Source organism: Pseudoruegeria aquimaris, from assembly GCF_900172235.1.
GTDB lineage: Bacteria > Pseudomonadota > Alphaproteobacteria > Rhodobacterales > Rhodobacteraceae > Pseudoruegeria > Pseudoruegeria aquimaris.
In genome coordinates, this window is sequence record NZ_FWFQ01000010.1 from 26,509 (window position 1) to 50,547 (window position 24,039).

Annotated in this window: 32 protein-coding genes and 1 riboswitch; of the genes, 23 read left to right on the forward strand and 9 right to left on the reverse strand. The window is 68.1% G+C overall.

What is annotated here, in order from left to right:
• Nucleotides 1-3: 3 nt before the first annotated feature.
• On the reverse strand, nt 4-189 hold the full coding sequence (locus PSA7680_RS08405) for a CTP synthetase (RefSeq protein ID WP_085868266.1): 186 nt from the start codon (nt 187-189) through the stop codon (nt 4-6).
• 182 nt (nt 190-371) lie between these two features.
• Between PSA7680_RS08405 and PSA7680_RS08410 the strand changes: the two genes are divergently transcribed.
• Nucleotides 372-716: a YbaB/EbfC family nucleoid-associated protein gene (locus PSA7680_RS08410; RefSeq protein WP_085868267.1), complete on the forward strand. Its 345-nt coding sequence runs from the start codon at nt 372-374 to the stop codon at nt 714-716.
• Between the two features lie 13 nt (nt 717-729).
• Nucleotides 730-1,329, forward strand: a complete 600-nt coding sequence (gene recR, locus PSA7680_RS08415; RefSeq protein ID WP_085868268.1) for a recombination mediator RecR — start codon at nt 730-732, stop codon at nt 1,327-1,329.
• A 49-nt stretch (nt 1,330-1,378) separates the two neighbouring features.
• On the opposite strand, the gene PSA7680_RS08420 is transcribed toward recR, so the two are convergent.
• The 4 genes from PSA7680_RS08420 to PSA7680_RS08435 form a co-directional block, all read right to left on the reverse strand.
• Complete coding sequence (locus PSA7680_RS08420) at nt 1,379-2,722, reverse strand: metal-dependent hydrolase family protein (RefSeq protein ID WP_085868269.1); 1,344 nt, start codon at nt 2,720-2,722, stop codon at nt 1,379-1,381.
• 251 nt (nt 2,723-2,973) lie between these two features.
• Complete coding sequence (locus tag PSA7680_RS08425; protein WP_085868270.1) at nt 2,974-3,681, reverse strand: porin family protein; 708 nt, start codon at nt 3,679-3,681, stop codon at nt 2,974-2,976.
• Between the two features lie 218 nt (nt 3,682-3,899).
• Entirely contained in the window at nt 3,900-4,766 is an 867-nt protein-coding gene (locus PSA7680_RS08430) for a DMT family transporter (protein WP_085868361.1), read from the reverse strand.
• Between the two features lie 44 nt (nt 4,767-4,810).
• Nucleotides 4,811-5,704, reverse strand: coding sequence for a LysR family transcriptional regulator (locus PSA7680_RS08435; RefSeq protein ID WP_085868271.1), 894 nt, complete (start codon nt 5,702-5,704; stop codon nt 4,811-4,813).
• A 110-nt stretch (nt 5,705-5,814) separates the two neighbouring features.
• Between PSA7680_RS08435 and PSA7680_RS08440 the strand changes: the two genes are divergently transcribed.
• The gene (locus tag PSA7680_RS08440) at nt 5,815-6,396 is read left to right on the forward strand and encodes an FMN-dependent NADH-azoreductase (protein WP_085868272.1); all 582 of its coding nucleotides are present in this window, start codon (nt 5,815-5,817) and stop codon (nt 6,394-6,396) included.
• Between the two features lie 67 nt (nt 6,397-6,463).
• On the opposite strand, the gene PSA7680_RS08445 is transcribed toward PSA7680_RS08440, so the two are convergent.
• Nucleotides 6,464-7,243 carry a glycosyltransferase family protein gene (locus tag PSA7680_RS08445; RefSeq protein WP_085868273.1) on the reverse strand — a complete coding sequence of 260 codons (780 nt, stop codon included), beginning with the start codon at nt 7,241-7,243 and terminating at the stop codon, nt 6,464-6,466.
• A 116-nt stretch (nt 7,244-7,359) separates the two neighbouring features.
• Between PSA7680_RS08445 and PSA7680_RS08450 the strand changes: the two genes are divergently transcribed.
• Nucleotides 7,360-8,220 carry a class I SAM-dependent methyltransferase gene (locus tag PSA7680_RS08450; RefSeq protein ID WP_085868274.1) on the forward strand — a complete coding sequence of 287 codons (861 nt, stop codon included), beginning with the start codon at nt 7,360-7,362 and terminating at the stop codon, nt 8,218-8,220.
• Nucleotides 8,217-8,954 (forward strand): aspartate/glutamate racemase family protein, encoded by a 738-nt coding sequence (locus PSA7680_RS08455; RefSeq protein ID WP_085868275.1) that lies wholly within the window; start codon nt 8,217-8,219, stop codon nt 8,952-8,954. The genes PSA7680_RS08450 and PSA7680_RS08455 overlap by 4 nt, the downstream gene beginning before the upstream one ends.
• Before the next feature lie 25 nt (nt 8,955-8,979).
• On the opposite strand, the gene PSA7680_RS08460 is transcribed toward PSA7680_RS08455, so the two are convergent.
• The gene (locus PSA7680_RS08460; protein WP_085868276.1) at nt 8,980-9,501 is read right to left on the reverse strand and encodes a prolyl-tRNA synthetase associated domain-containing protein; all 522 of its coding nucleotides are present in this window, start codon (nt 9,499-9,501) and stop codon (nt 8,980-8,982) included.
• 157 nt (nt 9,502-9,658) lie between these two features.
• Here PSA7680_RS08460 and PSA7680_RS08465 point away from each other — a divergent pair, with 157 nt between their 5' ends.
• The 10 genes from PSA7680_RS08465 (at nt 9,659) to rpmE (ending at nt 16,885) form a co-directional block, all read left to right on the forward strand.
• The gene (locus tag PSA7680_RS08465; RefSeq protein ID WP_085868277.1) at nt 9,659-10,954 is read left to right on the forward strand and encodes an NADH:flavin oxidoreductase/NADH oxidase family protein; all 1,296 of its coding nucleotides are present in this window, start codon (nt 9,659-9,661) and stop codon (nt 10,952-10,954) included.
• 213 nt (nt 10,955-11,167) lie between these two features.
• Entirely contained in the window at nt 11,168-12,676 is a 1,509-nt protein-coding gene (gene ffh, locus PSA7680_RS08470) for a signal recognition particle protein (RefSeq protein ID WP_085868278.1), read from the forward strand.
• 2 nt (nt 12,677-12,678) lie between these two features.
• Nucleotides 12,679-13,257 carry a GNAT family N-acetyltransferase gene (locus PSA7680_RS08475; protein ID WP_085868279.1) on the forward strand — a complete coding sequence of 193 codons (579 nt, stop codon included), beginning with the start codon at nt 12,679-12,681 and terminating at the stop codon, nt 13,255-13,257.
• Between the two features lie 26 nt (nt 13,258-13,283).
• Entirely contained in the window at nt 13,284-13,580 is a 297-nt protein-coding gene (locus tag PSA7680_RS08480; protein WP_085868280.1) for a chorismate mutase, read from the forward strand.
• 48 nt (nt 13,581-13,628) lie between these two features.
• Nucleotides 13,629-14,003 carry a 30S ribosomal protein S16 gene (gene rpsP, locus PSA7680_RS08485; RefSeq protein ID WP_085868281.1) on the forward strand — a complete coding sequence of 125 codons (375 nt, stop codon included), beginning with the start codon at nt 13,629-13,631 and terminating at the stop codon, nt 14,001-14,003.
• A gap of 20 nt (nt 14,004-14,023) precedes the next feature.
• Nucleotides 14,024-14,653, forward strand: coding sequence for a 5,6-dimethylbenzimidazole synthase (bluB, locus tag PSA7680_RS08490; RefSeq protein ID WP_085868282.1), 630 nt, complete (start codon nt 14,024-14,026; stop codon nt 14,651-14,653).
• Between the two features lie 24 nt (nt 14,654-14,677).
• Complete coding sequence (gene rimM, locus PSA7680_RS08495; RefSeq protein ID WP_085868283.1) at nt 14,678-15,193, forward strand: ribosome maturation factor RimM; 516 nt, start codon at nt 14,678-14,680, stop codon at nt 15,191-15,193.
• Nucleotides 15,186-16,001, forward strand: a complete 816-nt coding sequence (gene trmD, locus PSA7680_RS08500; protein WP_085868284.1) for a tRNA (guanosine(37)-N1)-methyltransferase TrmD — start codon at nt 15,186-15,188, stop codon at nt 15,999-16,001. The genes rimM and trmD overlap by 8 nt, the downstream gene beginning before the upstream one ends.
• Before the next feature lie 258 nt (nt 16,002-16,259).
• The gene (gene rplS, locus PSA7680_RS08505) at nt 16,260-16,652 is read left to right on the forward strand and encodes a 50S ribosomal protein L19 (RefSeq protein ID WP_085868285.1); all 393 of its coding nucleotides are present in this window, start codon (nt 16,260-16,262) and stop codon (nt 16,650-16,652) included.
• A gap of 11 nt (nt 16,653-16,663) precedes the next feature.
• Nucleotides 16,664-16,885, forward strand: a complete 222-nt coding sequence (gene rpmE, locus PSA7680_RS08510; RefSeq protein WP_085868286.1) for a 50S ribosomal protein L31 — start codon at nt 16,664-16,666, stop codon at nt 16,883-16,885.
• Between the two features lie 226 nt (nt 16,886-17,111).
• On the opposite strand, the gene PSA7680_RS08515 is transcribed toward rpmE, so the two are convergent.
• Nucleotides 17,112-17,516 carry a RidA family protein gene (locus PSA7680_RS08515; RefSeq protein WP_245824529.1) on the reverse strand — a complete coding sequence of 135 codons (405 nt, stop codon included), beginning with the start codon at nt 17,514-17,516 and terminating at the stop codon, nt 17,112-17,114.
• Nucleotides 17,517-17,566: 50 nt separating this feature from the next.
• Nucleotides 17,567-17,890, reverse strand: a complete 324-nt coding sequence (locus PSA7680_RS08520; RefSeq protein ID WP_139838588.1) for a hypothetical protein — start codon at nt 17,888-17,890, stop codon at nt 17,567-17,569.
• Between the two features lie 62 nt (nt 17,891-17,952).
• Between PSA7680_RS08520 and PSA7680_RS08525 the strand changes: the two genes are divergently transcribed.
• From PSA7680_RS08525 to PSA7680_RS08560, 8 genes are all read left to right on the forward strand, one after another.
• Nucleotides 17,953-18,441, forward strand: coding sequence for a GNAT family N-acetyltransferase (locus tag PSA7680_RS08525; RefSeq protein WP_085868287.1), 489 nt, complete (start codon nt 17,953-17,955; stop codon nt 18,439-18,441).
• Between the two features lie 178 nt (nt 18,442-18,619).
• Nucleotides 18,620-19,429 (forward strand): division plane positioning ATPase MipZ, encoded by an 810-nt coding sequence (locus PSA7680_RS08530; protein WP_085868288.1) that lies wholly within the window; start codon nt 18,620-18,622, stop codon nt 19,427-19,429.
• Between the two features lie 141 nt (nt 19,430-19,570).
• Nucleotides 19,571-19,676, forward strand: a riboswitch (TPP riboswitch).
• Between the two features lie 58 nt (nt 19,677-19,734).
• The gene (gene thiD, locus PSA7680_RS08535; RefSeq protein WP_085868289.1) at nt 19,735-20,544 is read left to right on the forward strand and encodes a bifunctional hydroxymethylpyrimidine kinase/phosphomethylpyrimidine kinase; all 810 of its coding nucleotides are present in this window, start codon (nt 19,735-19,737) and stop codon (nt 20,542-20,544) included.
• Nucleotides 20,537-21,517 (forward strand): FAD-dependent oxidoreductase, encoded by a 981-nt coding sequence (locus tag PSA7680_RS08540; protein ID WP_085868290.1) that lies wholly within the window; start codon nt 20,537-20,539, stop codon nt 21,515-21,517. Before thiD ends, PSA7680_RS08540 begins: the two co-directional genes overlap by 8 nt.
• A complete protein-coding gene (gene thiS / locus PSA7680_RS08545; protein ID WP_085868291.1) occupies nt 21,495-21,692 on the forward strand; it encodes a sulfur carrier protein ThiS in 198 nt (65 codons plus the stop codon). Before PSA7680_RS08540 ends, thiS begins: the two co-directional genes overlap by 23 nt.
• Nucleotides 21,693-21,695: 3 nt before the next feature.
• Entirely contained in the window at nt 21,696-22,469 is a 774-nt protein-coding gene (locus PSA7680_RS08550; RefSeq protein WP_085868292.1) for a thiazole synthase, read from the forward strand.
• Entirely contained in the window at nt 22,466-23,062 is a 597-nt protein-coding gene (locus PSA7680_RS08555) for a thiamine phosphate synthase (protein ID WP_085868293.1), read from the forward strand. Before PSA7680_RS08550 ends, PSA7680_RS08555 begins: the two co-directional genes overlap by 4 nt.
• Nucleotides 23,059-24,033, forward strand: coding sequence for a HesA/MoeB/ThiF family protein (locus PSA7680_RS08560; RefSeq protein ID WP_176244104.1), 975 nt, complete (start codon nt 23,059-23,061; stop codon nt 24,031-24,033). Before PSA7680_RS08555 ends, PSA7680_RS08560 begins: the two co-directional genes overlap by 4 nt.
• Nucleotides 24,034-24,039: the final 6 nt, after the last annotated feature.

Here is a 24,039-nt window from a genome sequence, read left to right on the forward strand (position 1 = left end):
CCCTTAGCCCAGCGCCGCCAGTTTCCTCGCGATCAACCACGTGACGGGGAAGGCCAGCACGAAGCCCGCCGCCGCGAAGGCGAGGATCGGCAGCAGCGTATCCAGCCCCACCACCAGCGCGATCACCACGCCGGTTCCCGCCAGCGTCGTCGCCACCATCGAGAAGATCACCATTGCCAGCCGCGTCATGAAAGCCTCCTGCGTGCATGTGAGTCGCGACCATCATATTCCGCACTAGGAATGTGTATTTGACACCGATCAAATCCGCCCCCATCTGCCGACTGCAGGCTTTTGTTTGTCAGCGCCCCGTGGGCCAAGTAAACAGGGGCCGAACACATGCACGCAATCCGACGCAGGAAGAAGGATACCCCATGCTCAAAGGACTCGGCGGCCTTGGCGATATGGCCAAGATGATGAAGAAGGCCCAGGAGATGCAGGAGAAGCTCGCCCAGCTTCAGGAAGAGATGAACACCATGCGCGTCGAGGGCGTGTCCGGCGCGGGGCTGGTGAAGGCCACCTCCACCGTGAAGGGCGAACTGGTGGGGCTTGAGATCGATCCCTCCATCTTCAACCCGGAGGAAAAGGAAGTCGTCGAGGATCTGATCCTTGCCGCGATCAAGGATGCGCAGGCCAAGGCGGCCGCGCGCCACGAGGAAGAAATGAAGGCCCTGACCGAATCCCTCGGCCTGCCGGCCGACATGAAGCTGCCCGTCTGAGGCTGCCGCCTGCATGAGCGAAGCCCCGCGCGACATCGAGAACCTGATCGAGATGATGGCGAAGCTGCCCGGCCTCGGGCCGCGCTCCGCCCGTCGCGCGGTGCTTCACCTCATCCGCAAGCGCGCTCTGCTGCTGACGCCGCTGGCCGATGCCATGCACCAGGTGGCGATCTCGGCGCGCGAGTGCCTGAACTGCGGCAACGTCGGCGTCACCGACATCTGCGAGATCTGCGCCTCCGAGAAGCGTGGCAACGGGCAGATCTGCGTGGTGGAGGACGTGGCCGACCTCTGGGCCATGGAGCGGGGCAAGGCCTTTGCGGGGCGCTACCACGTGCTGGGCGGCACGCTTTCGGCGCTCGACAACGTCGGCCCCGAGGATCTGCGCATCCCGCGCCTGCTGGACCGCGTGGCCACGGAAGGGGTGAACGAGGTGATCCTCGCCCTGAACGCCACCGTCGACGGCCAGACCACCGCCCACTACATCGCCGAACAGCTCGAAGGCACGGAGGTGGCCGTCACCTCGCTGGCGCAGGGCGTGCCCATCGGCGGCGAATTGGACTATCTCGACGACGGCACGATTTCCGCCGCCCTGAAGGCGCGCAAGAGCTTCTAGGCCCTTTCGGCGCGGCAAGCGGTCCGCGCCCGGCACGCACGGCGCAGCGTCAGGACAGGGTATTCTTGAACGCCCGGCCGCCCTTCATGATCACGTTGAAATTCTCCGGGTCGTCCATCACCGAAAGATCGGCGATCGGATCCCCGTCCACCAGCAGGATATCGGCGTAGGCGCCGGCCTCGATCACGCCGACCGGCCCCTTCTGGTAGGGATTGCGCTGCCCCGCTAGCTCCCAAAGCTGCCCGTTGTTGCCCGTCGCCTGCTGCAGGATCTCGGCATTGCTGAACCAGGGCGTCCGCAGGCTCAGCTCGTTCAATTGCGTCGCCTTTGTTTCCGACGAGCCGACGAAATCCGTGCCGAGCGCGATCTTGGCGCCGTAGTCCTTCGCCAGCCGCAGCATCGTGTCGAGCCCGTCCTGCGCCATCTGCTGCCGCTGCGCCTGCGCCTCGGAAAAGCCCTCGGGGATCGGCGTCATGAAGAAGCCGACCTGCGTGGACAGCCAGACACCCTTTTCGACGGCGAGTTCCATCGAATCCGGGGTCATCAGGTTGCAGTGCTCGATGCAGGCGAATCCCGCCTCGATGGCGCTGCGCACCGAGGAATCCATGTAGGCGTGGGATGTGGCGTAGGTGTTCCAGCGCCGGGCCTCCTCCACCGCGGCCTTCAGCTCGTCCGGGGAGTATTCGTTGATGTCGAGCGGATCGTAGAGCCCTGAAACCGCCCCGCCGGAGAAGACCTTGATGAAATGCGCCCTCTGGCGGAACTGTTCCCGCGCGGCCGTAAGAACCTCGGCGACGCCATCGGCGATGATGGTGATCTGCTTTTCTTCGAATTCGGTGAGCGCCGGGCCGCCGAAAGCACGCGGCCGCACACTGCGCGGGCGGTAGTCGCCGTGGCCGGAGGTCATGCCGATGGCCGCGTTGCAGGCCTGGATGCGGGGGCCGGGATAGACGCCCTCGTCGATCGCGCGGGCCACCCCGAGAATGCCGCCGCCCGTGTCGCGTACGCCGGTGAACCCGCGCATCAAGGTGGCCTCGCACTCGCGCAGCGCGAGGGCGGCCACGTAGTCCGGGCGCGCCGTCCAGAATTCCATCGGCCCCTGGTTCCACTGCAGGTGCACGTGGTTGTCGATCAGCCCCGGCATCAGGGTGCGCCCGGCGCCGTCGATGCGCGGCACATCGGGCGCGGCGTCGGCGGCCGGCGAGATCTCCTTGATGAGTTCGCCCTCGACAAGCACGTTGGTGAGGCCGGTGAGCCCGTCGGATCGGCCGTCGAAGACACGCACGTTGGTGAAGAGCGTGGCATCCGGCGCCGCTGCCCTCGCCACGGCGGGGATCGTTGCAAGGGCCGCGCTGGACACGAGGCCGGAAAGAAATGTGCGTTTGCTCAGCATGATGGCCCCGCGTCTGTCTACCGTTTCCACCACGTATTGCGGCAGCGCCAGGCTTTTGCCACACGCAGGGGCAGATTACGCGGAGGCACCCATTTGGACGGGATGGCGGCATCGGAGCGGTGGGCCACGAAAAAGCCCTGCCTGCCTGCCGGGAAACGGGGAAAACCGGCAGGGCGGGCAGGGCTTCAAAGGCGCTGAAAGCTTGCCCCCGCCCCGGAGAGGGGGCGGGCGGCGTTTTCGATCCGACCGGATCAGAGGCCCGGAATGAGGCCCACGAGGCCGCGGCTGCCGAAGGTCGGCTCACCGCCACCGAGCGAGACCTTCACGCCGGCGCCGATGAAGGGCTCGGTGTCGAGGCCCAGATCGTCGGAATCCAGCACGCCCAATTCGGCGTAGAGGCGGGTGGAGTCGGAGACGTTGTAGTCGGCGACCGCCGCGAAGCGCTGCGCGTTGAAGGCGTTGTCGACGTCGGCGTAGTCGTAGCTGGCGCCGAGGCCGAAGCTTGCGTTGACGGCGTAGCGGACGGAGCCGCCGGCGCCCCAGAAATCTTCGCTGCCGTATTCACCGAACTGCACGTAGCCCTCGGTCTCGTAGGCGCCGGTGTCATAGGCGGCCTCAAGCCCGTAGAAGCTGTTGTCTTCGCCGCCGGCGCGGTCCACCCCGGCGAAGGCACCGAAGGCGGTTGCGTCATCCAGGTGGTAGATGCCGTGCACCGCGGCGTTGATGTTGTCTTCGTTGCTCAGGCCGAATTTCGTAGCGCCGAGATCGATCTGCGCCGCGATGTTGGGCGAGAAACCAAGCTCGACCGACCCTTCGATCGCCGTCTTGTTCACGTCGCTTTCGTCGGTGAAGGCGGAATAGCCCAGATCCATCGAGGCGCCGTTCAATTCGACCGCGTAGGCGGCGGGAGCGGCGACGGCGGTGGCCACCGCGAGGCTGCTGATGAGGGTCTTCTTCATGGTGCTCTGCTCTTCTTGTCTGTCACGTGTTAAACTGAACTGCGCCGTTCACTTTTCGGCGCTGCGGCAGAGCTATGCCTGTTCGGGGCGGAATGGAATGCACAGTTTTGCACAGGCGCTGAACGAAAATTCCCTCTTGAAACCGCCGCGGAAACACCGGTTGGGAATTAATCATATCGCAATGTTTTCATATGGTTGCCTGCCGGACACGGGCCGGGCTACTCCGCGCGCAGCAGCAGGAGCAGCGAAAGCACCGTGAGCGCGATGCCCGGCAGCACCAGCGCCGGCGGCGCCCCGCGCCCGAGCGCGATCTCCCACAGGATCACCCAGCTCGGCGTGAGGTAGGTATAGGCCATCACCTTGGCCGAGGGCAGCCGCAGCGCCGCGAACTGCAACAGCACGAAGGTCGCGGCCGAGGCGAAGACGGCGGTGTAGAGAATGGTGATCCAGACGATCCCCGGAAGCGCGGCCCAGTCGGTGGCGGCGATGTCGCCCCAGCCCCAGAGCGCCAGGATCACGAAACCCGCCACCATCATCCCGAAGGAGAAGACCACCGCCGGCTCGCCCCGGTTCAGCCGGCGTACCATCGGCGTGTAGACGGCATGGGCGAGGCAGCCCCAGAAATAGATCATTTCGCCGGTGCCGACGCGGAAGGCCAGAAGCGCGGCCAGATCGGCCCGGAAGATCACCCACAACGCCCCGGCCGCCCCGATCGCAAGCGCAAGCGCCATGCGCGGCGTGGTGATCTGGCGAAGAAGCAGGTAGCCGAAGCCGGCCGACATCACCGGCGTCAGGGTGAACACCGCGGCGGTGGAGACGGGCGGCGCCGTCTTCAGCCCTTCGAACATCAGCACGAAATAGATCGCAAAGAGCCCGCCGAGCACCGCGTAGCGCCACGGTGCCTCGAAATGCGCGCGCTTCAGCCCCACGGTGGCATGGGCCACCGCGCCGATCAGAGTGCCCGCGACCAGGAAACGGATGGCGTTCAACGCCGCCGGGGCGATCTCGTTGGCCGCCATGGACCCAAGGCTGAAACTGCCCGCCACCAGCGCCGAGAAGGCCAGCATCGCCGCATGGCCCTGCATCGCCTGCCGCCGCGCCGCTTCGCCGCCCGCGGGCGCGGATGCGCTCACGATTTGATCCCGGCGCAGGGCCAATCCTTGACCCGCTCCTTCAGCAGGCTCAGGAAGGCCTGCACCTTCGGCGTGCGGTGCAGATCCACGTGGGTGACGAGCCAGGACTCCGCGCTCCATTCCGGCCGGGGCGGCAGGATCTCCACGAGATCCGGCTCGTCGATCGCGCGCCAGACCGGCAGGAAGCCCAGCCCCACCCCGCCGCGCAGCGCATCGATCACCTCGCCGGAGCCCGACACGCGGAAGACGACCCTTTCCCGCGGGATCGCCTGTTTCATCCACTGATCAAAGGGCGCGCGGGAGTCCGGATCGTCCGGCCCGATGAAGGCATGGCTCTCCAGCGGGCGTTCCACCGTGATCGGCCCCTCACGCTCCACGTAGCTCCGGTGGGCATAGAGGCCGATGTCCTGCTTGTAGAAGGGTTGCACCACGTTGTCGGGCTCCTGCGGGGCGGACCCGGCGCGGATCGCCACATGGGCCTCGCCGTATTCCAGCCGGAACAGCCGCAGCCCGGTGAGAAAGCGCACCACAAGCCCGGGATGCGCCACCTGGAACTCCGCCAGCACCGGCGCCAGCAGCGGGGTGAAATTGGGCAGCGCCGTCACCACCAGCTCCCCGCGCATTTCGCCGTCCCCGCCCTTGATCCGGCTTTCAAGCTGGGTGAACTGATCGTCCGTGGCCTGCGCCACCTGCAACAGGTCACGCCCGGCCTCGGTGGGGGTGTAGCCGCGCGCGTGGCGCTGGAAGAGCTTCACGCCGAGCCGCGCCTCCAGCGCATCGATGTGGCGGATCACGGTGGCGTGATGCACGCCCAGCACATCCGCCGCCCCGCTCACCGTGCCCATGCGGGCCACCTGGTAGGCCGTTCGGATCTCGTCCCAGTTGTCCATCGCGCACCTGTGCATTTTCAAACATCAGATGTGAAAATGAGCCGATTGCGTTCACCAATGCAATAACCAAATTGGGCTCAGTTCAACTTTCTCCCCGACGAGGACACCCCATGACCCACATTCTCCGCATCGAGACCTCCGCCCGCAAGCAGGGCTCCGTTTCCCGCAAGCTGACCCAATCCATCATCGACCGTTTCCCCGGCGCCACCGTCACCACCCGCGATCTCTCCGGCGGGCTGCCGGTGATCTCCGAGGCCTGGGTCGCAGCCAACTTCACCCCCGAGGCCGACCGCAGCGACGCCCAGCGCGCCGAGTTGGCGCTCTCGGATTCGCTGATCGCAGAGGTGAAGGCGGCTGACGTGCTGGTGATCGGCCTGCCGATCTACAACTTCTCCGCCCCCGCCGCCTTCAAGGAGTGGGTGGACCAGATCGCCCGCGCCGGCGTCACCTTCGCCTACACCGAGAACGGGCCCAGGGGCCTGCTGGAAGGCAAGCGCGCCATCGTCGCCGTGGCCTCCGGCGGCGTGCCGCTGGGCAGCGATTTCGATCACGCCTCCCCCTACGTTCGGCAGGTGCTCGGCTTCATCGGCATCACCGATGTCGAGTTCGTCGCCGCGACGGGGCTGAACATGGATGAAACCGGCGCGCTGGATGCCGCCAACGCCGCCATCGCAGCGCTGAAGGCCGCCTGATCCGGCGCACTTCTGTCCAACGCCTTCAACCGGCGCCCCCCCCGTCAACCGGGCGGCGCCGCCTGTTTCAACCCGGGCGCACGGCGCGGAAGCGGGCGACCGGATCCTCCGGATCGGGCTCTGCACCCACCGCCGCCCACTCCTGCGCCAGCGCCGCGCGCTCGGCCTCCAGCAGCCGCGCCACCGAGGTGATCCGTTCGGAATGCCCGCGCAGGTGCTGAAGCAGGCGGTGGGAATGGATGATCGCGGGCAGGGCGTCCAGCGGCTCCCAGGCATCGAGCATCGTCACCCGGCGCAGGTTGTATTCCGGCGGCAGCACGTAGAACCGCAGATCGCTCTCCCAGAGCAGATCCTTCAGCGGCACCTGGTCCCGCACCGCGCCCAGCGCCTCGAACCGCGCCCGCCAGTTTTCGAAGAAGGCCAGCGCTTCCGGCGACTTGCGGTAGAGCATCACGCCCGAGTTCAGCTGCGGGAAGGCCTCGGGCGTGACCACCCCGCCGCCCTCCTGCACCAGTGCCGAGCGGCGGCGTACGTCATGGCACATCGCCAGATCGAACCGGTCGGCGATCGGAAACAGCCCGCCCAGCGGCGCCAGCACCAGTGTGTCGCTGTCCAGGAACAGGGTGCGTTCGAAACGGCTCTGCGCGAAGCACCAGAGCTTCACCCGCGGATGATCGCGCGGCACCGGGTGCACCGCGTCGAAAATCCCGAGCCCCTCGGCCTCCGGCGCATCCGTGAACAGGTCCACCGGCAGATCCGGATTCCACGCCTTCAGGCTGCGCGCCGATTGAACCGCGAGCGCGCGGTAGCCCGCGCCCGTTGCCACGTAGATCACCCCGTCGCGCATCCCGCGCCTCCCTCTTGCGGCCGCGAGCATCCCCGCCCGAGGCAAGAAAATGCTGGCCTTGCCGCGCCTCCTGGCGCAGCCTTCTCCATGTTGGACACCCCTGATCGGAGGCCGCCATGGGCCAAGATACTCCGAATGCCGCGCAAGGCGAGTTCTGGACATCCGGCCCCGGCCTGAAATGGGTCGCCCGGCAGGAGGCGCTGGACGCGCTCTTCGCCGAACCGCTGGACGCGCTGCTGGCCGCCGCCCGGATCGCCCCCGGCGAACAGGTGCTCGACATCGGCTGCGGCGGCGGGCGCAGCACCGTGGCCTTCGCCCGCGCGGCCGGCCCCGGCGGTGGCGCATTGGGTGTGGACATCTCTTCGAGCCTTCTGGCCGCAGCCGAACGGCTGGAGGCGCAGGAGGCCTCGGGCGCGCGTTTCCTGCTGGCCGATGCGCAGGTGCATCCCTTTGAGCCAGGCCGATTCGACGTGGCGCTCTCGCGCTTCGGGGTGATGTTCTTCGACGATCCGGTGGCCGCCTTCCGCAACATCGCCCGCGCCCTGCGCCCCGGCGGGCGGCTGGCCTTTCTCTGCTGGCGCAGCCTTTCGGAAAACCCGTGGTTCGCCGATCCCCGCGCCCTCGCGGTAGCCCGCTTCGGCGCGCCGGAGCCGGCCGATCCCCATGCGCCCGGTCCGATGGCTTTTGCCGACGCCGACAGGGTTTGCGGGCTGCTCACCGAGGCCGGGCTCGAAGCCGCCAGTGCCGAAACCGTCTCTCTTTCCCTGCGCCCGCCCGGAAGCCCCGAGCGCGCCGCCGCGCTGGCCGTGGAGATCGGCCCCGCCGGGCGCATCTTCGTCGATGCCGGAGCCAGCGAGGCCGAGAAAGGCGCCGTCGCTGCCGATCTCGCGGCGGAGTGGCGCCGATATGCCGGGCCCGACGGCGTCCGGTTGCCCGCCAGTTTCAACCTGTTCACGGCGACGCGGGGCACGCCATGAAAAAGATCGGGATACTCGGGGGCGTCGGCTGGGCCTCCACCGTGGATTACTACCGGGCGATCTGCGAAGGCGCGGGCCGGCATTTCGCGGCGCGGGGCGCTACCTCGCCCCTGCCCACGCCGCCGATCACGATCGAATCCGTCACACAGTCCGAAACCCGCGCCCTGCGCGGCCGCCCCGGAGACGAGGCCAGCTGGGCCGCCTTCGACGCGGTGTTTCGCAAGGCCATGCTGACGCTCGAAGGCGCGGGCTGCGATTTCGCGGTGATCGCCTCCAACACCCCCCACGCCCGGCTTCATGCGATCCGGCAGGGCGTCACGATGCCGATCCTGTCGATCTTCACCGAAGCCGCGCAGGCCACGGCACAGGCAGGCAGCCGACGGGCGCTCGTGCTGGGCACAGCCGTCACCATGCAGGCACTGGATTACGCGCAGGCGCTCGCCGAGGTGGGCGTCACCGCCAATGCCCGACTGCCAGAGGCGGCGATCGCTGAAATGCAGGCAATGATCGACGCCGATTTCTACGGCGGCGCCTCACCTCGGGCGCGCGAGCGGCTGCTGGCCTTCTGCGCGCTCCACGCCGATCCGGGCACGGCGATCCTGCTGGCCTGCACCGAACTGCCGCTGGCCTTTCCCGCGCATCTGGACGACGTGGCGTTCGAGGCCGGTGGTTTCACCTTCGTCAACCCCTCCGCCGCCCATGTGCAGGCGGCGCTGCGGCTGGCGCTGGAGTGATCGGAAGACCCCGATCAAAGGCCCCTCAGAAAGACAGCCAGCGCACCTCGCAGCCGATCCGTGCCATGAAGGCAAGCACATCCTCGCGCCGCATCGCGACGGTCTGATCGTTCACGAGAGGGTGCATGTAGATCACGTCGGCCTCCTGCGCGGCGGCGTCCATCAGGAAGGTGACACCGGCCGCCACGCCGTTGACCATCGCCAGCGCGCTCACCGCGCCGGGCGCGACGCCCAGCGCCTGCATCAGCCGTTCGGGCGAGTCGAAGGACAGCCCCGGAGCGCCGATCTGCGACCCAAGCGCCTTCAGATCGACCGCGCGATCCTGCTCCAGCGTGATCAGGTAGGGGCGCTTCTTGCGATCCCGCAGGAACAGGTTCTTGGTGCGAAAGGCCTTCTGGCCCGGCACATCCATACTGGCCTCGACGGCCTTTGCCTCCTCCACCGTGCGCAGCGGCACGTGGCGATGCAGCATGTAGGGCAGGCCCCAGGCGCTGAGCTGCGCAAGCAGCGCGTCGGAGGTGAACGGCGGAGTGGTGTCTTGCGTCATGCCATGCTGTTCCTGTCAAACATCATCCCGATGGCCCGTGAGTGCCCGCACCGGCAGCATGGCGCAAGCGGTTTCCCGGCTTGACCGGCAGCGCGCCGCGCCGCCATGCTGCGCCCGACCCTTCCCCGGCCCTGCCGCCGCCTCTCCCGGAGCCCCCATGCCAGACAGCCCCCTCGCCGCCCCGCTCCCCCTGCCCTGCGGCGCCGTGCTGCCCAACCGGATCTGCAAGAGCGCGATGACGGAGGCGCTGGCCGGCTCTAACGACGGCCCCACCCCGGCCCATGATGCGCTCTATGCCCGCTGGTCGCGCGGGGGCGCGGGGCTTCTCGTCACCGGCAACGTGATGGTCGATGGCCGCTCACTTGAGCGCCCCGGCAACGTGGTGGTGGAAGACGAACGCCACCTGCCCGCGTTGTCCCGCTGGGCCAAAGCGGCGCAATGTGGCGGCTCGCACGTGTGGATGCAGATCAGTCATCCGGGGCGGCAATGCCCGATGATCATCAACCCGCGCCCGCTCTCGCCATCGGAAGAAAAGCTGAAGCTGCTGGGCCTGTTCGGCAGGCCCCGCGCGATGACGGAAGCCGAGATCGCCGAGGTGATCGCGCGCTATGCGGAGACCGCCCGGATCGCGCGGAAGGCCGGCTTTGATGGGGTGCAGATCCACGGGGCGCATGGCTACCTCATCAGCCAGTTCCTGTCGCCGATCACCAACCGGCGCAGCGACGAATGGGGCGGACCGCTGGAAAACCGCGCCCGCTTCCTGCGCGCGGTGGTCCGGGCCACGCGCGCCGCCGTGGGGGCGGATTTCCCGGTGGGGGTGAAACTGAACTCCGCCGATTTCCAGAAAGGCGGCTTCACGCTTGAGGAGTGCCGGCAGGTGGCCCGCTGGCTGGAGGAAGATGGCATCGATCTGCTTGAGATCTCGGGCGGCACCTACGAGGAAATGGCCTTTGCCGAGGCCACGCCCGAGCGCGAGAGCACCCAGGCGCGCGAGGCCTTCTTCCTGGAATACGCCCGCGAGATCCGCGAAGGGATCTCGGTACCGGTGGTGGTGACCGGGGGCTTTCGCAGCCGCGCCGCGATGGAAGCAGCCCTGACGGACGATGGCATCCACATGATCGGGCTGGCCCGCCCGCTCTGCGTGCAGCCCGACGCGCCTGAGGGCCTCATCGCAGGCACGCTGGAGCGCATCGGCATCGAGGAGGACGGGCTGGTGCTGGGCAAGGGAAGCTTCGGCGTCAACGCCTCTTCCGGGGTGGTGAACCTGCTCAACACGGTGGCCCGGGTGGAATACTACGTGACGCAGATGCACCGCATGGGCCGCGGTGAGGAGCCGCGGGCCGACGGCAGCGCCTCCGCCGCGCGGCTGGTGGGCGGCTACCTCGGCCTGAGCACGGTGAAGGCCCTGCGCCGCCTGCCCGGCCGCATGCGCCCCGGCCGGCCTGCGAGCTAGGCCGCCGGCCGCCCCGGCTTGACTCCCCGTCCCGAACCCCGTAAGCGGACGCGCAAACCCCGGAAGTCGGTCAAGCTTCCGGTCCCTTGAGTCGTTTCAGGGATCGCCCCCCGTCAGCGCGTCGCGCCCACGGGGGCCATTGGCATATGGAGCGTCACACCTTAACTGGTGGGGCAAAGAGCAGCGCGAGAAGGCTTTCAGGAGGGCCGAGGCATGTTTGAAAATCTGAGCGAACGCCTTTCCGGCGTCTTCGAACGCCTGACCAAGCAGGGCGCCCTCTCCGAGGAGGACGTCAAAACCGCCCTGCGCGAGGTCCGCGTCGCGCTGCTTGAGGCCGACGTCTCGCTCCCCGTGGCCCGCGATTTCGTGAAGGCCGTGCAGGAGAAGGCCACCGGGCAGGCCGTCACCAAATCCGTGACGCCGGGCCAGCAGGTGGTGAAGATCGTCCACGACGAGCTGCGCCACGTTCTCGCCGGCGATGACGACGCGCCCGGCGAGTTGAAGATCGACAACCCGCCCGCGCCAATCCTGATGGTCGGCCTGCAGGGCTCGGGCAAGACGACGACCACCGGCAAGCTCGCCAAGCGGCTGAAGGAAAAGCACGGCAAGCGCGTGCTGATGGCCTCGCTCGACATCTACCGCCCCGCCGCCATGGATCAGCTCGCCGTGCTCGGCGCCCAGATCGGCGTCGATACGCTGCCGATCGTGAAGGGCCAGAGCGCGGTGGACATCGCCAAGCGCGCCAAGCAGCAGGCGACGATGGGCGGCTATGACGTCTACCTGCTCGATACCGCCGGCCGCCTGCACATCGACGACACGCTGATGGGCGAGGTGGAGGCCGTGCGCAATGTCGTCTCGCCGCGCGAAACGCTGCTGGTGGTTGATGGCCTGACCGGCCAGGACGCCGTGAACGTGGCCGAAAACTTCGACGAGAAGATCGGCATCTCCGGCGTGGTGCTGACCCGGATGGACGGCGACGGCCGCGGCGGTGCGGCGCTCTCGATGCGCGCCGTGACCGGCAAGCCGATCAAGTTCGTCGGCCTCGGCGAGAAGATGGACGCGCTCGAAACCTTCGAGCCGGACCGGATCGCCGGCCGCATCCTCGGCATGGGCGACATCGTCGCGCTGGTGGAGAAGGCGCAGGAAGTCGTGGAGGCCGAGCAGGCCGAGCGGATGATGAAGCGGTTCCAGAAGGGGCGCTTCAACATGAACGACATGAAGACCCAGCTCGAGCAGATGCTGCAGATGGGCGGCATGGAAGGCGTGATGTCGATGCTGCCGGGCATGGGCAAGATGGCCAAGCAGGTGCAGGACGCCGGCTTCGACGACAAGACGATCAAGCGCCAGATCGCCATGATCCAGTCCATGACCAAGTTGGAGCGCGCCAACCCGCAGATCCTGCAGGCGAGCCGCAAGAAGCGCATCGCCGCCGGCTCGGGCATGGAGGTGTCCGATCTGAACAAGCTTCTGAAGATGCAGCGCCAGATGGCGGACATGATGAAGAAGATGGGCAAGATGGGCAAAGGCGGCATGCTCAAGCAGGCGATGAAGGGCATGATGGGCAAGGGCGGCATGCCCGATGTCGATCCCTCGCAGATGGACCCCAAAGCGCTGGAAGCCGCGGCGAAGGCCATGGGCAAGAGCGGCATGCCCGGCGGCCTGCCCGGCCTCGGCGGCGCCGCCCTGCCGCCCGGCCTGTCGGGCTTCGGGAAGAAGAAGTGACGATGGCCGTGTCGATCGCTCCCGCCATCCTGCCCACGCCGGGCAAGGCCCTTGCGCAGGCCGCGCAATCGGCGCTGCCGGTGCTGGAGACGCCGCGCCTCGTGCTGCGGGCGCCGAGCCTTGCCGATTTCGCGCTCTACGCCGAACTGGTGGCCGGCCAGCGCGCGGCCTATTTCGGCGGCCCGATGACCGAGGCCGAGGCCTGGGCGGATTTCGCCAACTACTGCGCCGGCTGGCTGCTGCGCGGCGACGGCGTCTTCGCCATCACCCGCGCCGGTGAAACCATCGGCTTCCTCTTCGCCGGCTGCGAGCCGGGCGACGAGGCGCTGGAGCTGGGCTTCCTGCTGTCGGCCGAGGCCGAAGGCCACGGCTACGCCTTCGAGGCCGCGCAGGCCGCGCTGGATCACCTGTTCGCGCTCGGCACCGAGACGGTGGTGAGCTACATCGAGGCCGCCAACACGCGCGCCCGTGCGCTGGCCGAACGGCTGGGTGGCGTGCTCGTGCATCAGCGCGAAAGCGGCACCTGCACCTACCGCTACCGCCCGGATGACGCAGACGGCAGCCCGGAGGCCTACGCATGAGCCAACCCCAAGCCGAAGAGGCAGACATGACCGACCCCACCGTCCGCGCTGCCACGCTGCTGAAGGAGCACCGCGAGAGCATCGACCGGCTCGACGCGATCCTCGTCTACACGCTGGGCGAGCGGTTCAAGCACACCAAGGCCGTGGGGAAACTCAAGGCCGAACACGATCTTCCGCCCTCTGATCCGGCCCGCGAGGCCAAGCAGATCAAGCGGCTCGAAGCCCTGGCAGCCGAGGCCGATCTCGACCCGGAATTCGCCAAAGCCTTCCTGAACTTCATCATCGCTGAGGTCATTCAGCACCACAAGAAGCACCAGGAATAACACTGTCTGAGGCCTGTGCCTCACCCGCCATTCAAAGGAGATTGAACAATGGCAATGAAGATCCGTCTGGCCCGTGGTGGCTCCAAGAAACGCCCCTTCTACCGCGTCGTGGCTGCCGACAGCCGCATGCCGCGCGACGGCCGCTTCATCGAGAAGCTGGGCACCTACAACCCGCTGCTGCCGAAAGACAGCGAAGACCGCGTGAAGCTGGACGTCGAGCGGATCCAGGCCTGGCTCGACAAGGGCGCCCAGCCGACCGACCGCGTGGCCCGCATGCTGGAAGCTGCCGGCGTCCTGGCCAAGAAAGAGCGCAACAACCCGAAGAAAGCCAAGCCGGGCAAGAAAGCCGTCGAGCGCGCTGAAGAGAAAGCCGCCAAGGCTGCCGCAGCCGCCGAGGCCTCCGAAGAAGCCGCCGCCGAGTAATCGGCGGTCCGTTGGCCCGAATGCCGCAGTTCTCGGAGCGCTTCCGCGCGGAATTCGACCAGCTCATGCGGTGGCGGCGGGATGTTCGCCGCTTCCGCAGCGATCCCGTGGAGGGCGCCCTGCTCGAACGTTGCCTGGCGACGTTCGGGCTGGCGCCCTCTGTCGGTTTGAGCGAGCCCTGGCGCATCGTGCGGGTGGAGAGCCCGGCGGCGCGGGCGGCGGCGCTGGCCAATTTCGAAGCCGCCAACGCCGAAGCACTCGTCGGCTTCGCCGACGAGAAGGCGCGGCTCTATGCCGGGCTGAAGCTTTCGGGGATGCGCGAAGCGCCGGTGCAACTCGCGGTGTTCTGCGACGAGGCGACCCCCAAGGGTGCCGGTCTGGGCGCGGGCACGATGCCCGAGATGCGGCGCTACTCCGTCGTGTCGGCCATCACCCAGTTCTGGCTGGCGGCCCGTGCCGAGGGGCTTGGCGTGGGCTGGGTCTCGATCCTGAATCCGCAGCGGCTGGCGCGGGATCTGGCGGTGCCTGACAGCTGGGTGCTGGTGGGCTATCTTTGCGTCGGCTGGCCGGAGGACGAAGGCGAGCAGCCCGAGCTGGAGGCCGCCGGCTGGGAAAGCCGCGCCGCGGCTCTGGCCGTTGAAACGCGGTAGACAAGCAGGCAGGGAAAGCGTGCGATGAGTGATCGGAAAATCTGCGTGGGCGCGATAGCGGGCGCCTTTGGCGTGAGGGGCGAGGTGCGGCTCAAGAGCTTCTGTGCCGAACCGTCCGACATCGCCGCCTATGGCCCGCTCACAACCGAGGACGGCGGCCGCAGCTTCTCGGTGACGATCACGCGCCCGGTCAAGAACGGCTTCGCCGCAAGGCTGGGGGGCGTGGGCAGCAAGGAGGAGGCCGACGCGCTGAAGGGCGTGCAGCTCTACGCCGACCGCGACGCCCTGCCCGATCTGCCGGACGATGAATTCTACCATTCCGACCTGATCGGCCTCACCGTGCTCGACACCGGCGGCAGCGAGCTGGGGCAGGTGATCAACGTGCTCAACCACGGCGCTTCGGACCTGCTGGAAATCCGCAGCCCGGCTCTGTCCGACACCGTGCTCCTGCCCTTCACGATGGCCGTGGTGCCGACGGTGGACCTGGAGAAGGGGCGCATCATCGCCGATCCGCCCGAAGGGGTCTTCGACGATGAGTGACACCCCGCCGAACCGCTCGCACGGGCGGCTTTCGATCAAGGCCTCGCTCACCTCGGTGCGCAAACCGCGCGACCTGATGGAAGAGCACCTGAACCTCAACGCCGCCTTCCGCGCGAAGGTCGTCACGCTGTTTCCCGAGGCCTTCCCCGGCGTGCTGGGCCATTCGCTGACGGGCCGCGCCCTGAAGGACGGCAAATGGGCGCTCGACACCATCGCCCTGCGCGATTTCGGCGTCGGCAAGCACAAGAACGTGGATGACACGCCCGCCGGCGGCGGCGCCGGCATGGTGCTGCGGCCCGACGTGGTGGGCAACGCGCTCGCCGTGGCCGCGCGCGGCACGCCGCAGGACCGCACCCGCTGGCCCGTGGTCTACCTCAGCCCGCGCGGACGGCGGTTCGACCAGGCGATGGCGCGCCGCTTCGCCTCGGGCGCCGGGATCACCCTGCTCTGCGGCCGGTTCGAGGGCGTGGACGAGCGCGTGCTCGAACATTTCGAGGTGGAAGAGGTCTCGCTCGGGGATTTCGTGCTGACCGGCGGCGAAATCGCCGCGCAGGCGCTGCTGGATGCCACCGTGCGCCTGCTGCCCGGCGTGCTGGGCAACGAGGAGAGCACCGAGGAAGAGAGCCATTCCAACGGCTTGCTGGAACACCCGCAATACACCCGGCCCGCCGAATGGGAGGGCCGCGCCATCCCCGAGGTGCTGATGAGCGGCCACCACGGCAAGATCGCCCAGTGGCGGCGGCAGATGAGCGAGGCGCTCACCAAGGAGCGCCGCCCCGATCTCTGGGAAAAGCACCGCAAAGGCTGAGCGCCGCCGCGCGCAAAGCCCTTGCACCCAAGGCCAAGCTGCCCTAAACACCGCCCGTCCGGGGCTCCCATGAGTCGTCCGGGCTCGTTTCGTTTTGCATCCACCGCTTTCTTCGGCGGCACGCGGCAGGCGGGGCGACGGCACCAAAGCAACGCAGACTTATCTCTGGCGGGCGCATCGCGGACCCGATGAAGACACAGAGCTCTGAGGCGGCATCAACTTCGTGGACCAACCACGAGCAGATATGGAGAAGGTCAGATGGATCTGATCGCACAGCTCGAGGCGGAACAAATCGCCTCCCTCGGGAAAGAAATTCCCGATTTCAAAGCCGGTGACACCATTCGCGTCGGCTACAAGGTGACGGAAGGCTCCCGCACCCGTGTGCAGATGTACGAAGGCGTCTGCATTTCCCGCAAGAACGGCTCCGGCATCGCCGGCTCCTTCACCGTCCGCAAGATTTCCTTCGGCGAAGGCGTGGAGCGCGTATTCCCGCTCTACTCCACCAACATCGACAGCATCGAAGTCGTGCGTCGTGGTAAAGTGCGCCGCGCCAAGCTGTACTACCTGCGTTCCCGTCGCGGCAAATCCGCCCGTATCGCAGAAGTCTCCAACTACAAGCCGAAGGCGGAAGCCGCCGGCGCAGACGCGTAAGGACACAGGTCATGAAAAAAGATCTGCACCCCGACTACCACTTCATCGACGTCAAGCTGACCGACGGCACCGTCGTCAAGATGCGCTCCACCTGGGGCAAGGAAGGCGAACAGCTCGCGCTGGACATCGACCCCTCCTCGCACCCGGCCTGGACGGGCGGTTCCTCCAAGCTGATGGACACCGGCGGCCGCGTCTCCAAGTTCAAGAAGAAATACGAAGGCCTCGGCTTCTAAGCCCTGCCCTTTTGGTTCCATGGAAAACGCCGCTCCTCTCGGGGCGGCGTTTTTCTTTGGTGGGCAACAGGCATCAGGTGCCCTGCTCCTGTTCCGCCGCCCCCCCTTGCGGGCACTTGCACTCCGCCTCCGGGGTGACGAGGGCGTTCCGGGACGTCCCGGGGGCTGCCCGGCGCGCCGCCGGACAGGAAAACTCGGGCCCCGCGCCTTGCCTCGCCGGAAGCCCTCAGCCGTCCCAGCCGCCGATCACGGCATCCACCTCGATCTCCACAAGCCATTCCGGGTTCACGAAGCGGGTGATCGCCATGATCGTATCCACCGGGCGCGCGTCACGGCAGTAGGCCTTGCGCGCCTCGATGGCCGGCTTCCAGGAATCGATGTCCATCAGGATCACGCGGGTGCGGACGATATCGCTCAACCCCGCGCCCGCCTCCTTCAGCGCCGCCTCGATGATCTCGAAGCAGCGCGTCGTCTGCGCGAAGACATCCCCGACGCCCACCGTTCTGCCCTCGGCATCCACCGGAGCGGTGCCGCCGACGGCGATGAAGGGGCCCACCCTCACCGCGCGACTGAAACCGACGATTTCCTCCATCGGGTTTCCGTTGGAGACGAGCCTGCGATCATAGGCCATGACGTTCCTCCCTTGCTGTCGGATGCGGCGTCTGCTCCGCCCACCCTGTCTCAACGCGCCCGCCCGGCCTCCAGCAGGGCGCGGCAGACGTTGCTCCATTCCTCTTCGGGCAGGCGCGACAGGCGCGGCGTGCCGGCCCGGCCATACCAGTAGTCGGCGTTGAACAGATCGCCCTCGACCAGATGCGCCAGCCCGTGCACGAGATCGTGCCCCGGCTCGCCCTCGGCCGCCTGGCAGATCTCATGGGCCCTTTCCCAGGCGGGGCCGGTGCGAAACGCCCCCTTGCGCAGCCACCAGAGCGCCGCGAGCGCGGGCGCGAGCCCATCGGGCGGCGCCTCGGCCTGCATGTCCCAGTCGTCCGGATGTGTCGTCATGGGGGCCCTCCGTTTGGTGAACGCGCGCGACTCCCCTAGGATCATAGCAAACGGAGGCCCTCATGACTGCATCGTCCGCATCCAGCCCGCCCGACGGCGGCATTCGCCCGGCCCGCCCCGCTGACGCGCCCCGGCTTCAGGCCATCGCCTGCCGCGCCATCGACCACGGCTACCGCCGCTTTCTCGGCAACAAGGCGGTGGACTACTATCTCGAGTCCGGCGCCTCCGATCGCGAGGTGGCCCGCCACATCGCCCACGCCACCGTCGCCGAGGGCGAAGACGGGCTGCTGGGCTTCTACGTGGTTCTGGAAGACCTGCTGCACCTGCTGATCGTGGATCCGCCGGCGCAGGGGCGTGGCGTGGGGGCCCAGCTGCTGCGGGCCGCCGAGGCGGCCATCGCAGCGGAAGGGCACGCCCGCGCGCGGCTGGAAATCCACGCCGGCAACGAGGCCGCGCAGCGCTTCTACGCCCGGCACGGCTGGCAGGACGCCGGGTTCCTCGCCGATCCGGACGGCCTCGCCCGCCGTCTGCGCATGGAAAAACACCTCTGAAGCGCCCAAATCTGGCCGAATTTCCCTGCATTCTGCCGCGCAATTCCGTCGCGGCGGGCGCAAGAGCCACATTTCGGCATCGATCTTGTCTATCGCGCTTTTCACTGCAAGCCGCGCAACATATAGTGCCCGTGCCGACGCCCGGAGCGGCGGCGGCCAAGGAACGAAGGGGACAATCGTGGCGCATATCATCGTTGTGGGCAACGAAAAGGGCGGGTCGGGCAAATCGACGACCTCCATGCACATCGCAACCGCGCTCTGCCGGATGGGGCACTCCGTGGGGGTGCTGGATCTGGACCTGCGCCAGCGCAGCTTCGGAAGCTTCGTGGAAAACCGCCGCGCCTATTGCGCCAAGCACGGGCTCGATCTGGCCACGCCGGAATACGCCGATCTGCCCGAAGTGGACCGCGAAAGCCTCGCCCCCGGCGAAAACATCTACGATCACCGCCTCTCCGCCGCCGTGGCGGCGCTGGAGCCGGGCAGCGATTTCATCCTGATCGACTGCCCCGGCTCGCACACCCGCCTGAGCCAGGTGGCGCATTCGCTGGCCGACACGCTGATCACCCCGATGAACGACAGCTTCATCGATTTCGATCTTCTGGCGAAGGTGGACCCGGATACCAACAAGATCCTCGGGCCGTCCGTCTACTCCGAGATGGTCTGGAACGCGCGCCAGCTGCGCGCGCAGGCCGGGCTGCCCCCGATCGACTGGATCGTGGTGCGCAACCGCCTCGCGGCGCAGCAGATGCACAACAAGAAGAAGGTGGGCGAAGCGCTGGAGAACCTGTCCAAGCGCATCGGTTTCCGCGTGGCCGCCGGCTTCGGCGAGCGGGTGATCTTCCGCGAGCTGTTCCCGCGTGGCCTCACCCTGCTTGACCTGCGCGACATCGGCGTGCAACAGCTCAACATCTCCAATGTCGCCGCCCGGCAGGAGGTGCGCGACCTGATGAAAGAGTTGAACCTGCCCGGCGTGACCGTCGATTTCTGAGACCCGTTTTTTCAGACCCCAAGTATTTTGAACTACCTCGTAGGAAGGGCTCGGCGTGTGTTGCCGGGCCCTTTCGCCTTTGCACGCCCCCGCGACGGGCGCGAAATCCATTGATCCGCGCCCGCCGCCGCGCTATGTGAGGCGCAACCGTTGGGGTGCCTTCGCAGGAAGGCTGAGAGGCGCGGTGCGCCAACCCATAGAACCTGATCCGGGCAATGCCGGCGGAGGGAACGGACAGCGCGCAAGCCGCCCCCTTTCCATCCAACCGCAGGTGACGTCCGGGCAAGCTGAAAGGCGTGTGCGCAATGACTCCGATCGCCCTCACCATCGCAGGCTCCGACAGCGGCGGCGGCGCCGGCATCCAGGCCGATCTGAAGGCCATGAGCGCACTCGGCGTCTACGGCGCCTCGGTGATCACCGCCGTCACCGCCCAGAACACCCGGGCCGTCACGGCCGTTCAGGGGATCGATCTCCCGGTGATCCGGGCCCAGATCGAGGCGGTGCTTTCGGATCTCGATGTGAAGGCCGTCAAGATCGGCATGCTGGCCACGCCCGAGATCATCGGGGTCGTGGCCGAGGGCCTGCAGGGCTTTGATGGCCCCATCGTGCTGGATCCGGTGATGGTGGCGAAATCGGGCGACAGCCTGTTGCAGGAGGATGCGGTGGCCGCGCTGATCGAACGGCTCCTGCCCATGGCCACCGTGCTCACGCCGAACCTGCCCGAAGCCGCCCGGCTCCTGGGCCAGCCGGAGGCCGAAGGCCGCGCCGCGATGACGGCGCAGGGCGAGGCGTTGCTGGCGCTCGGGGCGGGGGCCGTGCTGATGAAGGGCGGCCATGCGAAGGGCGCGGTCTGCGAGGATCTGCTGATCTCCCGCGATGCGCCGCCGCTGGTGCTTACCGCCCGGCGGGTGGAGACGCAGAACACCCACGGCACCGGCTGCACGCTGTCCTCCTCCATCGCCGCCGAACTGGCGAAGGGCGCGGATCTCTCCGCCGCCGTGGTGGCCGCCCACGGCTACCTTCAAGCCGCGATCGCCGCCGCCGACGATCTGAAGATCGGCGCCGGCCACGGCCCGGTGCACCACTTCCACGCCCAATGGCCCGCCCATGGCTGAGCTGCGGATCCTCGGCGCTGGCATTGCCGGGCTGTGCATGGCCACCGAACTGGCGGCGCGCGGGATCGATTTCGCGCTGGTGGACAAGGAGCCAGCGCCCGGGCCCCATGCCTGCAGCTGGTGGGCCGGCGGGATGCTTGCCCCCTGGTGCGAGGGCGAAAGCGCCGAAGAACCGGTAGTGCGGCTCGGGGCGCAGTCCATCGGCTGGTGGCAGCAGCACACCGGGCTCGTGCAAGCACAAGGCTCGCTCGTGGTGGCGCTGGGGCGCGACCTGAAGGAGCTGGACCGTTTCGCCCGCCGCACGGAGAACTTCGAGCGGCTCGACGCCGCGCAGATCGACGCGTTGGAGCCCGATCTCGCCGGCCGCTTCCGTGCCGCGCTCTTCTTCCCCGAGGAAGCCCACCTCAGCCCGCGTGCCGCGCTCGAAACGCTGTCCGGGAACCTCGCCGCCAAGGGCATCGCGGTGCAGCCTCAAGCCGAGGCCGCCACGACGATCGACTGCCGGGGGCTTTCGGCGCGCGATGCGCTCGCCGATCTGCGCGGCGTGAAGGGCGAAATGCTGATCCTGCGCTGCCCCGACGTGCAGCTTTCGCGCCCCGTGCGGCTGCTGCACCCGCGCATCCCGCTTTACATCGTGCCGCGGGGTGATGGCGTCTACATGCTCGGTGCGACGATGATCGAGGCCGGCGAGCGCAGCCGGATCACCGCGCGCTCGCTTCTGGAAATGCTGAGCGCGGCTTACGCGCTGCACCCGGCTTTCGGCGAGGCGGAGGTGCTGGAAATCGGCGTCGATGCGCGCCCGGCCTTCCCCGACAACCTGCCGCGCATCCGCCGCCGCGGCGATACGATCTACGCAAACGGCCTGTACCGCCACGGCTTCCTGCTCGCGCCCGCGCTGGCAAGGATGGTGGCCGACATGCTTGAAACGGGCGCGCGCCCGGAGGTGATGGATGAAGATTACGCTCAACGGTGAAAGCCGCGAGACCGAGGCCAGAACACTGGCCGAGCTGCTGGCCGAAATCGGCCTTGCGGAGGCCAAGGTGGCCACGGCCGTGAACGAGGCCTTCGTGGCCGCACCCGCCCGCGCCACCCACGCTCTGGAAGCCGGGGACCGCATCGAAGTGCTCGCCCCGATGCAGGGGGGCTGAGCGATGCGCAGCTTCTATGGAACCACGCTCGCCAACCCGCTGATGCTGGGCACGGCGCAATATCCCTCGCCGGCCATCCTGGCGGAAGCCTTCCGCCGCTCCGGCGCGGGCGTGGCCACCGTCTCGCTGCGGCGCGAGAGCGGGGCCGATCGCGCGGGGCAGGATTTCTGGGCGATGATCGCCGATCTGGGTGTGCCGGTGCTGCCCAACACCGCCGGCTGCCACTCGGTGAAGGAAGCCGTGACGACCGCCCACATGGCGCGGGAGGTCTTTGATACCCCGTGGATCAAACTGGAGGTGATCGGGCACACCGATACGCTGCAGCCTGACGTCTTCGCGCTGGTCGAGGCCGCGCGGGTGCTGAGCGAGGACGGCTTCCAGGTCTTCCCCTACACCACCGAGGATCTGGTGGTGGCCGAGAAGCTGCTGCACGCGGGCTGCGAGGTGCTGATGCCCTGGGGGGCGCCCATCGGCTCGGGGCTCGGGCTTGCCAATGAATACGCGCTGCGCTCCATGCGCGCGCATTTTCCCGATGTGCCCTTGGTGGTGGATGCCGGGATCGGCCTGCCCTCGCATGCCGCCCGCGCGATGGAGCTGGGCTTTGACGCCGTGCTCCTGAACACTGCCGTCGCCAAGGCCGGCGATCCGGCGATGATGGCCGAGGCGTTTTCCCGCGCCGTGCTGGCCGGGCAGGCCGCCTACGCAGCCGACCCGATCGAACCGCGCGACATGGCCGCGCCCTCCACCCCCGTGATCGGAAAGGCCTTCCTCGAATGACGCTGCCCCGCTTCTACCCGATCTTCGACTCCACCGAATGGCTGCTGCGCGCCCTACCCCTCGGGGTGAAGCTCGTGCAGTTGCGGATCAAGGATCAGATGCCCGCCTACGTGCGCGCCGAGATCCGCGCGGCCAAGGGGCTCTGCGGCGAGCATGGCGCCACGCTGGTGGTGAACGATTACTGGCAGATGGCCATCGAGGAGGGCTGCGATTTCCTCCATCTCGGGCAGGAGGATCTGGACACCGCCGACCTCAAGGCGATCAAGGCGGCAGGTATCCGGCTGGGCATTTCCACCCACGACGAGGCGGAACTGGAGCGCGCGCTGGCGCTTGACCCCGATTACATCGCGCTCGGCCCCGTCTACCCGACGATCCTGAAGAAGATGAAATGGCACGAGCAGGGGTTGCCCCGCGTCACCGAATGGAAGAAGCGCATCGGCAGCATTCCCCTCGTCGCCATCGGCGGCATGAGCGTGGAACGCGCGCCCGGCGTGTTCGAAGCGGGGGCCGATGTGGTCTCCGCCGTCACCGACATCACCCTGAACGATGATCCCGAGGCGCGCATCCGCGCCTGGCTGGAGGCCTGCGGATGAGCCGCTACGCCCGCCAGATGATCCTGCCCGAGGTCGGGCCCGAGGGGCAGCAGCGCCTGTCCGGGGCCCATGCCCTCGTGGTGGGCGCGGGCGGGCTCGGCGCGGCGGCGCTGCCCTACCTCGTGGGGGCGGGGCTGGGCCATATCACGCTGGTGGATCCGGACAGGGTGGACGCGAGCAACCTGCACCGGCAGGTGCTCTTCACCGAGGCCGACGTGGGCCGCTCCAAGGCCCGCGCCGCCACCGCCCGGCTGGAGGCGCTCAACGGCGAGGTGACGGTGGAGCCGGTGTTCGCCGCGCTCACGCCCGACAACGTGGACGGGCTGATCCACGGCTGCGACGTGGTGCTCGATTGCGCCGACACCTTCGCAGCCAGCTACACGCTGTCCGATGCCTGCGTGGCCGCCGGCATCCCGCTGTTCACGGCCTCGGTTCTGGGCACGGAAGGCTACGCGGCGGGCTGCTGCGGCGGCGCGCCTTCCTTGCGCGCCATCTTCCCCGACCTGCCCGCCGTAGCGGGAAGCTGCGCCACCAATGGCGTGCTCGGCCCCGTCGTGGGCACGCTCGGCACGTTGCAGGCGCAGATGGCGCTCAACCACCTCCTGGGCCTTGGCAAACCGCTCGGCCAGATGCTGCGCTACGATGCCGTCGCCTTGCGCACCGCCACATTCCGCTTCGACGACGCACCGGAGCCCGCGGACGGCCAGTTCCCCTTCATCAGCCACCGCGACATCGCGGCGGAGGATTTCGTGGTGGAGCTGCGCGGCGCCGATGAGGCTCCCTGCGTCACGCCCAACGCGCGGCGCATGCGCCCCGAGGATTTCATCGCCCCCACCGTGCTGCCCGGCGAAGGCCAGCGCGCGGTGATGGTCTGCCGCACCGGCCTGCGCTCCTGGCGCGCGGGCAAGGCGCTCAACGAACACTGGAGCGGCGAGATTGCCCTCGTCGCGATGGGAGACACCGCCACATGAAAGGAC